The sequence below is a fragment of the Candidatus Eremiobacterota bacterium genome (assembly GCA_031082125.1).
Lineage (GTDB): Bacteria > Vulcanimicrobiota > CADAWZ01 > CADAWZ01 > Ess09-12 > Ess09-12.
This window is the reverse complement of sequence record JAVHLM010000026.1, coordinates 19,196-33,519: the sequence shown is the minus strand read 5'-3', so window position 1 is coordinate 33,519 and position 14,324 is coordinate 19,196. Positions and strand designations below refer to the sequence as shown.

Annotated in this window: 14 protein-coding genes; 1 reads left to right on the top strand and 13 read right to left on the bottom strand. The window is 54.4% G+C overall.

Annotated features, from left to right (window positions below; translation table 11 throughout):
• From RDV48_23585 to RDV48_23530, 12 genes are all read right to left on the bottom strand, one after another.
• Positions 1-285: a hypothetical protein gene (locus RDV48_23585; protein MDQ7825804.1), complete on the bottom strand. Its 285-nt coding sequence runs from the start codon at positions 283-285 to the stop codon at positions 1-3.
• Between the two features lie 126 nt (positions 286-411).
• Positions 412-1,548, bottom strand: coding sequence for a hypothetical protein (locus RDV48_23580; protein ID MDQ7825803.1), 1,137 nt, complete (start codon positions 1,546-1,548; stop codon positions 412-414).
• Positions 1,549-1,765: 217 nt separating this feature from the next.
• A complete protein-coding gene (locus RDV48_23575) occupies positions 1,766-2,197 on the bottom strand; it encodes a hypothetical protein (GenBank protein MDQ7825802.1) in 432 nt (143 codons plus the stop codon).
• Positions 2,198-2,468: 271 nt separating this feature from the next.
• Positions 2,469-2,735: a hypothetical protein gene (locus tag RDV48_23570; GenBank protein ID MDQ7825801.1), complete on the bottom strand. Its 267-nt coding sequence runs from the start codon at positions 2,733-2,735 to the stop codon at positions 2,469-2,471.
• A 208-nt stretch (positions 2,736-2,943) separates the two neighbouring features.
• Entirely contained in the window at positions 2,944-3,474 is a 531-nt protein-coding gene (locus RDV48_23565) for a hypothetical protein (protein MDQ7825800.1), read from the bottom strand.
• Positions 3,475-3,672: 198 nt separating this feature from the next.
• A complete protein-coding gene (locus RDV48_23560) occupies positions 3,673-4,104 on the bottom strand; it encodes a hypothetical protein (GenBank protein MDQ7825799.1) in 432 nt (143 codons plus the stop codon).
• 133 nt (positions 4,105-4,237) lie between these two features.
• A complete protein-coding gene (locus RDV48_23555; protein ID MDQ7825798.1) occupies positions 4,238-5,008 on the bottom strand; it encodes a hypothetical protein in 771 nt (256 codons plus the stop codon).
• A gap of 523 nt (positions 5,009-5,531) precedes the next feature.
• On the bottom strand, positions 5,532-6,059 hold the full coding sequence (locus tag RDV48_23550; protein MDQ7825797.1) for a hypothetical protein: 528 nt from the start codon (positions 6,057-6,059) through the stop codon (positions 5,532-5,534).
• Between the two features lie 153 nt (positions 6,060-6,212).
• Positions 6,213-7,355 carry a hypothetical protein gene (locus tag RDV48_23545; protein MDQ7825796.1) on the bottom strand — a complete coding sequence of 381 codons (1,143 nt, stop codon included), beginning with the start codon at positions 7,353-7,355 and terminating at the stop codon, positions 6,213-6,215.
• A gap of 188 nt (positions 7,356-7,543) precedes the next feature.
• Complete coding sequence (locus RDV48_23540) at positions 7,544-8,896, bottom strand: hypothetical protein (GenBank protein MDQ7825795.1); 1,353 nt, start codon at positions 8,894-8,896, stop codon at positions 7,544-7,546.
• Positions 8,897-8,944: 48 nt separating this feature from the next.
• Positions 8,945-10,183, bottom strand: coding sequence for an ankyrin repeat domain-containing protein (locus RDV48_23535; protein MDQ7825794.1), 1,239 nt, complete (start codon positions 10,181-10,183; stop codon positions 8,945-8,947).
• Positions 10,184-10,357: 174 nt separating this feature from the next.
• Entirely contained in the window at positions 10,358-10,882 is a 525-nt protein-coding gene (locus RDV48_23530; GenBank protein MDQ7825793.1) for a hypothetical protein, read from the bottom strand.
• A 171-nt stretch (positions 10,883-11,053) separates the two neighbouring features.
• Here RDV48_23530 and RDV48_23525 point away from each other — a divergent pair, with 171 nt between their 5' ends.
• On the top strand, positions 11,054-13,195 hold the full coding sequence (locus RDV48_23525) for a protein kinase (GenBank protein ID MDQ7825792.1): 2,142 nt from the start codon (positions 11,054-11,056) through the stop codon (positions 13,193-13,195).
• On the opposite strand, the gene RDV48_23520 is transcribed toward RDV48_23525, so the two are convergent.
• Positions 13,192-14,241 carry a zinc ribbon domain-containing protein gene (locus RDV48_23520; protein ID MDQ7825791.1) on the bottom strand — a complete coding sequence of 350 codons (1,050 nt, stop codon included), beginning with the start codon at positions 14,239-14,241 and terminating at the stop codon, positions 13,192-13,194. The genes RDV48_23525 and RDV48_23520 overlap by 4 nt on opposite strands.
• Positions 14,242-14,324: the final 83 nt, after the last annotated feature.

Sequence of the window (14,324 nt, the reverse complement as noted above, 5' to 3'; positions counted from 1 at the left end):
TCAAGGGCTTCCCTTGCCGCCTGAATCTGCCCGCTCCTTTTCTATCCTGCGGCATTCTTTGATAAACTGGGCCATCTCTCTCATGATCGGCATGACCTGGTTCATGCGGATTTCCCTGATCTCGGCGATTATCTCGTTGTGGCGCTTCAGGTTTCTTTTCACCGTCTCGGCATCGCCATGGAGGTTAAGGGACAGGAGCTCCTCCTGCAGGTTTTTCTCGCGGGAGAGCAAAGCCTGGTATTCCACGATTTTTTTCTGTATTTCTTCCCGTCGGTAGAGTTTCATCTTGGCACCGGTCCCTCTCATAGATCTTGCTCTAATGAAATTCTCTCATTTTTCCTCTATCCCTCTCCACGCAAAAAAAAGGAGAGGTGCTGCCCTCTCCTTCTCTTCTGCTCAGTGCCTCACCTCTTAATTGTATCCATACTGCTCCATCATCATTGAGTAGTATATCGCCATGGCGAAGATTTTGGCCTGCTGCTCCATCTGCTGCGAGTTCCCCATGATGCCCCCGTAACCCGAGGACTCGAAGGGATTGGAGCCGATGGAGCTCATCCCGCTTTCATCGATGCCCATCCTGGAAAGGAGCCGCTCAAGGTCTTCCTGCCCCTCTTCCCCCTGGTAATCCTCTATATTGAGGCCCAGTTCCTCGAAGGCCGAGGTAAAGTCCATGTCTGTTGACTCCATGAGGTTATTGCCATTTGAATCGGAGATAATGGTGTTGCCCGTTGACTTGTTCACCAGGGTCTGCATGCCGGTCTCTTCATCGGTCTTTATTTCCGCCTCTATGCCGTACTCATCGAGGAGATCCTCCTGCATGTCCTCGAGGCTCAGGCTTGTCTCCCCTTCATTGGTCGCCTCGTTGAGGACAGAATAGACGGCGAGCATCTCGCCGGGAAGCATCTTGTAGCTTTTGTCCTGGCCCATCCCCGTGCCTGCCACCTCTATAGTGTTGTCATCCATGGCGATGGAGCCCGAGCCCGACATTCCCACGACGCCCATGGCGAAAGGCCCCGGCATACCGAGATAGGAGGCCGCTCCCAGCATCCCCAGGCCCTGCGACGATGAGTCATCCATGTAGATATTGATGATGTTGTTGATGATATCGACATCATTGCTGAAGGAGAGCTGGTTGGAGAAAGAGCTGCCTCCCAGGGAACTGGAGAGACCTTCAAGCCCCGACGAGACGCCCCATCCGTCGAGGCCGCTGAAGCCCAGCGATGAGCCGAAGCCGGAATTCCCGAAAAGGCTTGAATAATCGGAGAGCCCCGTAAAGCCGCTCCCCAGACCGGAAGCGCCGCTCCCCCATCCGTCGAGGCCGCTGAAGCCCATGGGCATTCCGAAGCCTGTCCCCTGGAGGCCTCCCATCGACGCCGAGGACTGGAACATCTTGGCCAGCAGCATGAAATTCATCATGGCCATTCTCTGGGAAAAATACGATGAAGCCCCCGAAGCGCCGCCGCCCGATCCTGTGAGCGCTGGGGAAGCGCTGCTGTAATATGAGCTGTAGCTCGAGCTTGAAAGGAACTGGCTGATATTGATTGACATCGCTTACTCCTCCCTTGTCGCCTTTTTCTTTGGTATAAGTATACCATATCTATCTCATGAATTTCTCAATGAGCGGTCAAAGAAAACTCAAAAAAATTAAAATACTGTGCACAAATGGGCTTTCATGGCAAAAAAAAGGCCCCTTGGCGGGGCCTGCTCTTTATCTTATTCTGCAGCATATCTTGTCAAATACACCGCAGGAGGAGGGCTGTTTTTCTTACTGGGGCTGGTATTCGCCCGGGGCATCGCCTTCCGCCCCCTCGGGCCCGTCATCGGTGTTGTTGAACTCGGGGCGCGGCCCGTTGGCATCTTCGGCCATCTGGTCTTCAATATCGGTATCATCGGTAGTATCATCGACAGTCTCTGTATCGTCTATAGTGTCGGTGGCATCATCGGTATATGAGGTATCTGAATCATCGGAAGTTGAGTCTGTCTCTATTCCTTCAAGAAGGCTCTCAAGGGTTTCGTCATCGTTATCTTCGGCAAGGCTGTCCAGCAGCTCGAGGATCTGGGCGTCGTCGTAGCCCTGCTCATCCTTCATCTCCTTGAGGTCATAGCCATACTTGGACTCCACATAAGAGGCAATGACCTGCTTCATCCCGTTGTCCTGTCCTATGGCACCTGTTGCACCTGCATAATTGTTTGACATTTCTGTTTCCTCCTCGCTTGTATTTTGTTCTCTGGCTCCATTATAGGTGACGGAACTCATGAAAAAGTGAAATATCCCTCAAGGGAAGCTCAAATAGGTGAACGGAAGGTAACATTTTTCCATGCTCTTGTAATTTTTTCGAGAGGCCCCGGAACACCGGGGAAAACTGGGAACGGCTGCCTGCCTGCCGGGAGCATATCCCCAGGACTCACTCTCCAATAAAAAAGCCAGGCATTTCTGCCTGGCTCCCGGTCTTCTCGTCTTCCTCTGCTTACGTCTCGGTGTCAAGGTAGTTATAAAACTGCCAGGTGTCCCCTTCTCCTTCGGAGTCACCAGCCTCTTCCTGCTGGGGCTCCAGGCATTCCATGAAGGCATCGAGGGTCTCATCGTCGCCTTCATCGATGATGCTGTCCAGGAGCTCCGCAAGGGAGCCTTCATTATAACTTCTTTCCAGGCGGGCGTTGTTTTCTGTACCGAGGCCCTGGAGGGCATCGCCTCCGGGCCGGCCTCCGATTGCTCCTATTCTTTCCATCGACATTGCAGTCCCCTCCTCGAAATCCTGTAACTCTCTATATTCCTATTATAGCCTGCCTGGCTCATGAATTATCCTAAAATCTCTCAGAGAAAACCAAAAAAACTGAACATCAGGTAAATTTTTCCTGACGATCAGCTTTTTTGCTGCAGGATGCCCGCAGGGGGGGCTGCCTTCACGGCAGCCCCCTCAAGAACAAGCCGGACTGAAGATCTTACATGCTGCCCATCATCGAGCCACCCATCATGGACCCGCCCATGAAGCGGCAGATATCGCCAAGCATCTTCATCAGGAACATCATCGGGTTCTGCTGGCCATTCATGCCATTCATGCCGTTCATGCCGTTCATCCCGTTCATGCCTCCCATTGGCGGGCCTTCCTCGGGGCTCCAGCCGCAGTTCGGGCAGTCAGGCCCTCCCTCGGGGCCCTGGAGCTCCTGGCCATGGCGGCCATAAACTTCCGGCTCCCATGGTGCATCGCCAGCCGGCCCTTTGGGGCCTTGATCACCGGGGCGGGGATCTATAGGCGGCTTGCCATGATGATTACCAGGGCGCGGGCCGTGGCCTGGGCCTTCCCAGGGGGCATCGCCGCGGGGGCCGCGAGGGCCGTCATCGCCGCGGGGTCCGATAGGGCCGTGATCGCCGGGGCGGCGGGGGCCGTGCTGGGGATGGTGGGGATGGGGAAGCGGCGGCGCGCCTCCATTGATGCTTATGCTCGAATATGACCACTGGATTGACGTTGACATTTCTTGTTACCTCCTCTGTTCTCTTGGCTTGCTTTCATGATACCGGGCTTTCTCCATAAAATACTAAAAAAGCGCTCAAAAGAAATTCAAAGAAGTAACAGTGTCGTTAATTTTCAGGGGTGATTTATTAAATTCCCGCTGCTTCCCCGGCAGTGCCCGGTGAAAGATTATGGGAAGGGGGGGCAGGGATACATGAAATCATATCGAGAAATTCAGCTCATCATCGGTCTCTTCGGTATATTTCTTCCCCAGGCGCTCTGTCTCCTTGACATGGAGATCACCTTCGTGGAGGGATGCGAAGGCATCGGGCAGAGGGGAAAGGTCATCTCTTTTCAGGCAGTCTATCAGAGCCGTAAGGCCCTGGTGGTAAAGTGAAAAGCCCGTCATAAAATGCCCGAGCACCTCCTCAGTGCCGGGCATCCGGGGAGCCTGCTCGTACTGCACCAGAAGCTGCTCCACCTCGGCGATGCGCCCGGAGATTGCTGCCAGCACTTTCTCCAGGCCCCCCTCTTCGCCTATGGCGCCTTCACTGAGAAGCCTGTGCATCTTCGTGGAGAGATAGAGCTTGTTTCCCAGGGTAATCTGCGCTGCAACAGCCTCAAGGGCATTCCTCAGTTCTTCTCTTTCCATGATGGTCCTCCCGCTCTCTAGTTCACCTTGATATATTCTCCGAAGGTCCTCCCACACCTCTGTAAGGCCCGGGCTCATAAAAAGAGCCCCTCTCCCGCCGGGAAGGGGCTCTTTCTTTTGGCAGGGCTTCAGGCTATGCCACCATGTTCAGCTGCATCCTGTGGGCCGGTTTCTCAAAAAGGGAAAGGGCATTTGCCAGGAGCCCCATGCTGAAACGATCCACGGGCATTTCCGAAGACTCCTTTTCATTTTCTTCCCTCTCCCATATGCTGTGGACATCTTCATTCCTGGTCTTCTTCGCAATGGGATTCTGCCAGGGACCCAGCTCGGAGCTCAGCATGGCAAGCTGGACCTTTGAATAGGGAAGGGCCCCCTTGTTATACTGAGCGAGATCGATGTCTATCATTTTCTTGAGGTTGTCGAGCTGGAGCTTCTGCAGTATGCTCTCCTTCACCGGCGGCTGCTGGAGTGCCTGGCCTTCAGGCCTGCCAGCCAGAAGCCTGGTAAATTTTGCGTTGATGAGGGTCGTGGTGTCGTAAAAGAGTTTGCCCAGCTTTCCGTAATAAGGAGTCTCCTCACTCTCGCCCGGCGTCTCGGCGTTCCCCCCTATCTCAGCGCCTTCGGCTCCCGTCTCACTCTCCTCGCTGACATAACGGCGGCTGAGAGCTTCAGCCTGCTCATGATATGCCTCTCTGGTTCCGCGGTTACCGCCGGTATGGTGGAGCGCTTTCGCGGAGTCATCAAAAAGCGCTGCCGTTTCCTGGGTGTCGCAGAGCTCAGCGAAAGCCCGATCACTCTGTGCTTCCCTGAGGGGCTTCCGGTGCTGCTGAGGCTGCTGCTGGCTGATACCGGCGATGGAGGAGTTGAGAAGAAACTTGTTCTGCAGGTTCATGCTCATATTCATTGTTCTCCCCCCTTTCTCTTTTGTATATGAAGCCGGGCGCCTGGACCCTTGCTTCTGATTTCATGATAGACGGCGCCCTTCAAAGGGATCTCAAATACCTCTCAAGAGAATCTCAAATTAGTAAGTTTCATGTTAAAGATCTTTTCACTTCTGTAAATCTTTATTCACACATGTAACATCTGGGTTTCTCTGTTAACATTTCGGTCCTGGCTTATACAGAGAGGTGAGAAGGGATTCAAAAGAAGCTTTCCACCTGCGGGTGAAGGATTGAATAGAAAAAGACCTCATTCATGGCACGGCAGAGACCATGAATGCCATTTTTAAGCCTCATGGAAGAGCCAAGGGAGGCCTCCTTTGTTTACAAACGGGTAACATGGCGGACATAATCTGGAAACATGGGCACCTCCAGGCCATTCAACAATGAGAATTACCGTGATGCCCATGAAAGTGCATAACCGTGAAGGGGACTGGATACAGGAGGAGAAGGGCGGTGAGGGGTTTATGTTTCAGAGGGATAAGGTGGCTAGGCGGCTTCTTTCTCATCCCATCCCTGGGAGAACCAGCCTGCAGCGTCACTGGTGAGGGTGTCAAATTCTCCGCTGAAGCCCACGGGAGCGCCGAAGCCAAGGCTGTTGAAATAATCAGCATAGGTGCTCATATAGCGGGAGAACTCTGAGAGCCCTGAGGTATCCATGGTACCTTCCCAGCCGGGAAGGCCGCTGAATCCCACAGAAGCGCCAAAGCCTGAATCTTCCTGGAAGCCCCGGTCATCGTCTGAGTCCTGGTATTCGCCCGGCTCGCTGTTCTCTCCCCGAAGACCGCTGAAAGCGAGGAGCGTCCCGAAAGTGGCCGTTCCTTCATTACTGCCGAACATCCCGCCCAGGTTCGCGAATGATTCGGCCAGCGATACAAGCTCCCGCATGAGGGCGCCCTGGTCAGCCGCCGCTGATCCCGGGGAAGCTGAAGATTCCTGAAATCCCGCGGGGACGGCGGAGGTCCCCTGGAGATATGAGCCTTGCGGTGTGAAGCTGCTGAGCGCTATTGCTGACATTCTGAACTCCTCCCTGGAATCTCTCTTTCTCTCTATAGTAGCGTGAAGTATTCAGAAAAATCTCACGGGGAAATCAAATAAAACAAAAAAAGGTAACCACGAGGTTACCTTTTTTCACACTACCTGACTGCTCCTCAGATTATTGACTATGCATTATTTTAAAACCGGCGGCCGGAAGAACATCGAATAGAAGAACTCCTTCTTGAATTCCGGGAACTGCTCTATTTTCTTGTTCAGCACACCTTCAAGATCTCTGTCGGGATAATATCCCATACAGAAGGTGGCTGTTTTCATATAGGCGGAAAATTCATCAAGATGCTTTTCTCTCTTGGCTACCATTGCCCGTGAGAGATATTCCAGCGTCTGGAAGGTGCTCGCGGTGACAAAGATATTGATCAGCTTGTAATAGTCATCAAGTATGAACTCTATCATGTGCTGGCTGGTGACCACATTGACGCCCTTTGAGAACTTCCTGAGCTGGGCCTTCTGGTACCCCGACGGCAGCAGGAACTTCTCCCTTTCCCCTTCTATGAAGACTTCCCACTCCAGCACGTCAAATTCCTCGGCAAATTTACTTACCTCCCCCGTTATTTTCTCATAGCGGGGAACTTTGAATCTGCTGGTGACTTTTCTCCCGGAAAAGTCGGAGACAATATCGATGCGGAGAATTTTCCGGGCTTCATTGAGGGATGATCCTGAAGACATGAAAGATATTTCATCCTTGTGCAGCGCATAATTATGGAGCGCCCCGAATGCATAGCCCGTGGTCTCCGCAATGTGATGGCAGATATAATTGGAGTTTATCAGCTTGTAAACAAGCTGCTGGAGGGGCATCGGGGCACTCTCAGGGTTCTTGAACAACTTCTGTGCAAAGTCATTGAATTTGTCACGGATGCATAACGGCCCCTTGCTGCCGCAATAATGCCTGCCAAGATAATATTCTTCTATGGAAATCAGTAATTCCTTGAAACTATGCTGGAAAACCATGTGTTTGCTGTGTATTCTCACCGTGAGGAGAAGGGGGGTAACGAACCGGGTAATGGAATCGGTGAAAATATCCTTGCCAAAGGAGTTCACCTGGAATGCCACCAGCTGGAAAAGCCCCTTGCCGATCCTGTTGATGTAAGCAAAGCCGTCTCGGCAGTATATCTTGCCGTCAAGGTCAAATGACCTGTCAGCCATAAGGCTTTCGGTAAACTGATCCAGCTTATCCTCGGTAATCTTCTTACCCTTTTTAAAAATATGGAGCTTGTTTCTCACGGCTGTCCTGAACTTATTGTACTTTGCAGAAATCATGGATACCTCGCTTGCATTCAGTTGATTCTAGGAGAGCTGCGGGGCAGAACGATAAGTGTGATGTGCTTTTCTCTTCGGGCTATTATAGCATATAAAGGCGTTTCTGGCAATAATTCCTGAAAATGGTTCCCTGCCAGGCGTGCCTGGGAAGCTGCTATTTCCAGACGGTACTGAAACAGGCATCGGGCTCACTCCTCAATGGAAAAGGCCCTCACGGGCTTTTCCCTGGGAGCCTCGTCCTGGGTGGCGACAATGTCCTTCCAGATATTATCGGAGAACTTGTCAACCTGTACCTGGGGAATGTTATCTTTGCGCATGCGCTCCATTTCAAAGAAGAGATCCTCAAGTATGATTTCCCTGGTATGGGGCCTTTTTGAGAGCTTCTGGTTCTCTCTCCAGATGGTGCGTTGTATGACAATGGTGTCATACTGGGCCGGCGGAAAGACTGCCGGCTGATACTTTTTCTCAATTGAGAGCCTCGCCCCAGCGCGGAGGATCTCGATGAGAGGGACGTATTTTTCAAAGCGGGAGACAAATTGATATTTTATCTCGCTCTTGGGAGGCAGGGGTTTTTCATATTCCAGGCAGAAGGCTCTTACAGTCCTGCTGAAGACCTCGCCGGGGGCAAGAGTTATCTTCTCGTCTTCATTGAGCATGAGGCCCATCTGCTGGCTCTTGTCATCTTCAGGCGTCACGACCATTCCTTTAATAAGCCAGAAGACGACAGGCCTGGAACCTGTGTTCTCCACGCGCAGGTCAAGGGCTTCGCCGGCGGCAATGCCTTTTCCACGCCATGACACGGCAAGCTCGCTCTCAAGGGGAATCCCCGTCTCCCCGGCCTTTATTCCCGGGAGGCCGGCAGGAATGGTGCCAGTTTTCTCACCTTCAGCCAGCAGATCATCAAGCCCCTTGGCTCCCAGCGCGGCGCCCTTTGCATCAGTGAGGGAGATATCACCACACTTCGCGGCCATGAAGGCTGTCACGAGAGTACGGCAGCCAGTTAAAAGCTCTTTACGCTCCGATGCGTTAAGAGAAGATGATTGAAGCCATTTCAGAACCGCGCAGGCCGTCCGGGCAACGGCATCAGGCTCGGCCATGTGAGGGCCGCCGTACGCATAGGAGACTGCACTTGCTGAACGCACTACAGGAGCCTGCATTGAGCGCATCAGCTTGTGATAAAGTGCGACTGCCAGCGGGGCGATCCTCTTGAAATCTTTCGAATCGGAGCGCTTCAGGCCGACTTTCCCATCAGCGGAGCCGACGAGAATGGGAGATATGGCAATCTGCAGGCCGAAAACCTCTATATCCTTCTCCCGGCCGAGGCATATGAGGCCTCCCTTCAGTTTTTCCTCAAGGATCAATGCACTTCCGGAATCACCCATCTCTCCGATCAGCAGAATAGCTGTTTTTATATCCTTCCATGGGGCAGTGCCCTCTTCTATTCTATCAAGAGTCCAGCCCTTCACTGCCAGGGAAAAGAAAAAAAGCGCCAGAAGTGAGAAAAACCTCAGGAGCATTGTTCTGGACGGGTTGAATATCATAGTTTTATCTCTCTTTCAGGATAATACTGCTTCATGGCCTCAAGGTCTTCAACGAGCACCGCTTTTTTTGAGTAGTTCCGCCATGGTCCTGGACTTTTTTCCCAGGGCTGCCTCGAGAGGCGAAATCCCGCTCCTGTTGCTCCTGTTGTTGAGATCGGCTCCGAGGGAAATGAGGTACTCCACCATGCCGTATCTCCCTGCCTGGATGGCCCAGAAAAGAGGGGTGTACCCTTCAAAGCCGTCACCTGCATTGATATCGGCACCTTTCTTCACCAGCAGTGCCAGTGTTTCCCTGGTGCCTGCCGCTGCGGCCTTGTGGAGCACCGGCAGGCCGTCGGTGCACCGTACGGCAGGGCTGGCGCCGCTCTCAATCAGGAACTCCGCCACGTCCCACTTATGCCCCGAGGCGGCAAGGGCAAGGGGGGTGTACCCCTCCCTGTTCTTCGCCTCAAGAAGGGCACCCCTTGCGGCCAGAAGCTTTGCGGAGCCGAGGCTCCCCGAGAGGGCCGCAATGTGGAGAGGCCTGAGATCCGCTCCCGTCGCCGCATTTACATCGGCATTCCGCGAGAGCAGGAGGGCTACGATACCCTCCTTTCCCCCTTCAACGGCGCAGTGAAGAGGGGTTACACCGTCATATGCCCGGGCATTCACCATTGCGCCATTTTTTACCAGCAGCGCCACAAACCCCTCATCGCCTGAGGAAGCCGCATCATGGAGAGGGGTTCTTCCACACTCATCCTCGGCGTTCACGTCAGCTCCGCGGCTTATGAGTAATAGGGAGACATCGGTCTTTCCTCCCCTGATAGCATTGTGGAGAGGGGTATGGCCGTCCTCAGCCTTGATATTGAGGCTTTCACCAAGAGAGATCAGCTTACGGACCATCTCAAGGTCTCCCCTCATTGCCGCTGAGTGAAGGGGCGTCTCCCCGCTCCCGTCCTTGGCGTTAAGGGAGGCTCCAAAGGAGGCAAGCTTTCCGGCGACATCGGGGCAGGAGGTAACATGAAGGGCTGTCATCCCCTTTTCATCCCTGAGAGCCAGCTTCGCGCCTTTTGAGATAAGAAGAGCCGCCACATCGGCATTGCCTGCATAAAAAATGGCCGTTCTCCCATGCCTGTCCCTCGCGTTCACATCGGCGCCTTCGACGAGAAGGTATTTCACGAGGGGCAGTGAACCGCTCCGCGATGCGTCATGGAGCAGGGTGGAATCCTTTTCATTGAGAAGCCGGGGCTTTTTAGAGAGGAGAGCCTTCACCTTTTCGAGATCGCCGGACTGTGCGGCTTGATGCATATCACTTCCCCAGGCGGCTAAAAGAGTGGCGGACCAGAGAAGGAGGAGGAAAAAAACTGCCTTGTTCACGCCGAGAGCTCCAGGGAGCAGGATAGGAACCTCATAAATAAATCAAGAGAGAATTCGTGGTAACGAACTTCTCTCCTGCCTTTATGCCTGATTATGTGCCGTCTCTTACTGGGGTGTCCAGATCTGGCTGGGAACCTCTTCGATTACCGTCACTGACTGGGATCCCTCGTTCACAAAGACCTGAAGCCTGCCGTTGAGCTCGGGCTTTTTCGTGTAAGGATTGACGATACCGTCTGCCAGGGTGCAGAGCATGCCCTGTTCTTTTTTCCCATCACCATCGGCATCAAAGGCCGCGTCGTTCTGAAGGGCCATCATGGAGAACTGGCCGCTGCTGCGATCGACGGCCTTCATCTCGAATGATTCCACGTTCCTGAGCTCAAAGGTCTTTTTATCGGGATCCTTGATGGACATCTTTTGCATCATGACAGTGCTGTCCTTCTGGCCTGCCATCTCGATCTTTCCTTTTTCCGGGTTCAGATCCACGCCGTCCACATTGTCGGCAGGATAAATGGACCTCGCAATGGCGGAAACCATGCTGGCGCTTTCGTGGGAGCGCTCAAGAAGGTCCTTCTGCTCCTCGGTGAGCCGGGAGTATTTTGTATCGGGGGTGACGGTAAGCCTGTTGATCATGGTGCACCTCTCATCATTGATTTTCTTCCAGTATGCACCATGGGAGAGATTTTATAAATCCATGACCGCCAACAGGTAATTTTGGGGCGGTAAGATGCACAGGGGAGGGAGAGCTTTTATTATTGAATAAATTCTATTATAATAGGGGGAGCACCCATTCAGGAGATCGCTATGGCATTCCGCGTACCTGCACCGGACGGCACCAAGGGCTCTGACGGCCTCCCCCTGCTCGTGCTCCCCGAAGGGACACCCCTTAAGGGAATCTACGACGTGGCACGCTTTCTTGACTCGGGAGGAATGAGCATTGTCTATGTGGGCTTGCGACGCGGCCAGAAATTCCTCCTCAAGGAGGTAGAGGCGGGCGATTCCCGGAAGGTTATCGCTCTCACGCAGGAAAAAGCCATACTGGAGCGCCTCAGCCACCCCTTCATAGTAAAATGCTATGATCTATTCGAGGAAGATGGGTTTTACTATCTGGTCCTTGACTTTATCGAGGGAACGAGCATGGATAAGCTCATATCGCCCTTCCCGGGGACTTTCATCCAGGAGAAGGTGATTCTGGGCTGGGCACTGCAGATCTGCGATATCTTTGAATACCTCCACCGCCAGAATCCTCCCATTATTTACAGGGACCTCAAGCCGAGAAACCTCGTGAAGAGCACGGAAGGGAAGATCCACCTCATTGATTTCGGCATCGCACGCATTTATAAAGAGGGAAAGTCCAGGGATACGGAAGCCCTGGGCTCGGCCCTCACGGCATCACCCGAGCATTACGGCGGCGCTCAGACCGATCAGCGCTCCGACATCTACACCCTGGGCGCCACGCTCCACTATCTTATAACCAACGGGCAGGGCCAGAGCGATGAGCCTTTTTCATTTGCGCCGGTCCGCTCCATCAACCCGAAGGTTTCAGAGAACATAGAGCGCGTGGTGAAGAAATCCCTGGAGTTCGACGCCAGGGAGCGGTACCAGAATATCTCGGAGATGAGGCAGGCCCTTCTCAATACAAGGGAAGTGCCTCTCCCCGTCATCGAGCCTTTTGGAAACGGAAAAGCCGCTCCGGCGCCGGACACTTCGAAGGCTCAAAAGACAAGGGACCTCGAGGAGGGAGCTTCGCAGGGCCCCTCCCGGGCAGGAGCCCAGGGGGGGTCACAGGTAACCAACAGGCTTGAAGAAGAGGGTGCAGGCACCTCACCGCCCCAGGGCAGGAAGGATTACATTCCCGTCGCGGCTGCAGCCCTTGTAAGCCTTTTTATTGTCATTGGGGGATTTTTCCTGGTGAACAGGATTCTCGGGCATGATTCGGGCACGGCCCGCCTGGGCCCGTCGCCATCTCTTATGACTCCCATGGCAGCCTCACCTTCTCAGGAAGAGCCTTTTGCAGCCCTTATCACCCTCACGCCTTCCTCAACACATGGCGGGAAGCCTTCACCAAAGCCCACCAAGGTGGAGGCCGCGGCTCACAAAAATCCTGTGCCCTCGGCTTCCCTGGCGGCTGCTTCCCCTTCTGAGCCTTCCCTGCTGCAGGCCTCGCAGCCCGCCAGTATCCCTGAGCCTTCGCCGCCGCAGCCCACCGCCCGCGTGCAATCTTCTCCTCCCGCGTCAACAGAGGCGCCTCCCCCCCCTGCAGCAATCCTGCCGACGGATGCGCCCCAGGTGATTCCCACCAGGAATGCGCCTGAGCTGCCGGGAGCCACAAGGGCTCACGGTGAAGGCCGAAGCAAGCCCGCCTTCGTAAACGATGGAACCCTGCCCACCATAACCCCCGGCGAGGGAGTCCCCCATGAACTGCTCCCCAAGACAAAACTTTACCGCGATGAACAGCACAATTACCAGCTTGTCCTCACCAAGGGATGGACTGTCGATCCTTACGCCCTCCAGAAGGCATCAGCAGAGGACTCCCAGACTGTAGGCGTCTTTGCACACATGCCCCCTCCCCAGAAGAAATCGCGCTATCCCGATGCCTATGTGATAGTGAAAATCAGCCCGCAGACTCCAGGAAAGCAAGACGCTTCTGCATATCTTGAAGAATGGATCTCCCGCGACGAGAGAAAAAACGTGAGTATTACCCGCTTGCAGCAGGCTCCCCTTATACTGAGCCGCTGCGAAGCCGCCATCGAAGTGAAAGCCAGGAAAGCGAGCGATACGGAAGTGACACAGCTGAGGGTCGTCCTCCTGGGCGAAAAGGAGAGCGATATGGCCTACCTCAAGGGGATGTATGGCGCCTCGCCCCGCAGCGGGTTTGAAGACAGCGACGAGATATTCAAGGGGAAACTCCGCGAGGTGATAACCTCTTTCCAGTTCATCCGCTAGGGAGCGCTGTCTTTTACCAGCTCCAGGTGGTTGTCACTGATGCGCCACTCCCCATCCTCTTTCACCAGCAGAAACCATCCCTCGTAATCCTCGGTGACCTCGGCGCCCTTCACCTCGTCGGTAAAGCGTGCCACGATGTTCACCCTTGCCTCGCTCTCGCCAAGTACCTGCACGCCCTTTTCCAGCAGATCGACCGACATGTTGTTTTTATAAATATTCTCGTAATACTGGGCGGTTTTTCCGCTTTTCACGGCGGCGGCGCGCAGCTCGAGAAGCTCCTGATAGTTCTTGTTCTGAATGGCCCTGAAATTCTTTTCGACCACATCGATGGCAGGGTGGTATTCCGTCGCGTCAGCGCTGTCAGGCGGCGGGGGCTCACCAGTGGAGTCACCGCCGGGGGTGGCGGTCACCTCGTTACCCGGGGTGCCGGTCACCTCGTCGCCGGGGGTTTCAGTCACATCGGGCAGAGGCCATGAGGACTCTGACGGGGACGGCTCCGCTGAGGAGCTGACTGCTCCTGGCGACGGGCGGGGCTTAAATATCTTTATGTGAGGCGCCACAATAAAATATAGAATTGCGAGGACTCCTGCCGCAATGAAAACTGGAACTGCTGCCGGGCGGGGCTTTGCAGCCTCCTTTTCCCTTGAGCCCGCGCCATTGGAAGGGGTAGCAGGAGGCAGAACGGAGGGCTGAGCAGGGGGCTGCATGGCAGGCTGAGCAGGGGGCTGCATGGCAGGCTGCAAGGCTTTTCCGCATCCATCACAGAACTGTGCATCCCCTTCAAGCTCTTTCCCGCAGGCGCTGCAGCGAGGTCCCCTGCCCTGCGGGCCGGTCACCGAGACTGTTGTGCCGCACCCGTCACAGAACCTGGAATCTCCCTCAAGCTTCTTCCCGCATACAGCACAGGAAAGAGAGGGCTGCGCATCGGGATGCTCCGTATCGGCCGTTACCGGAGCGCCGCATTCGCCGCAGAACTGCGCGTCAGCCATGACAGGCTTCCCGCAGGCTATGCAGAACAGTGATGTATCATCTGAGCTCTTGCCCATGGCCTCCCCCTCTCAGCAGATGCAGGCACTCCCCCGAAACCTTCCATGAAATTCTCTATGAGAGAATTTAATCCTCCGGGCCT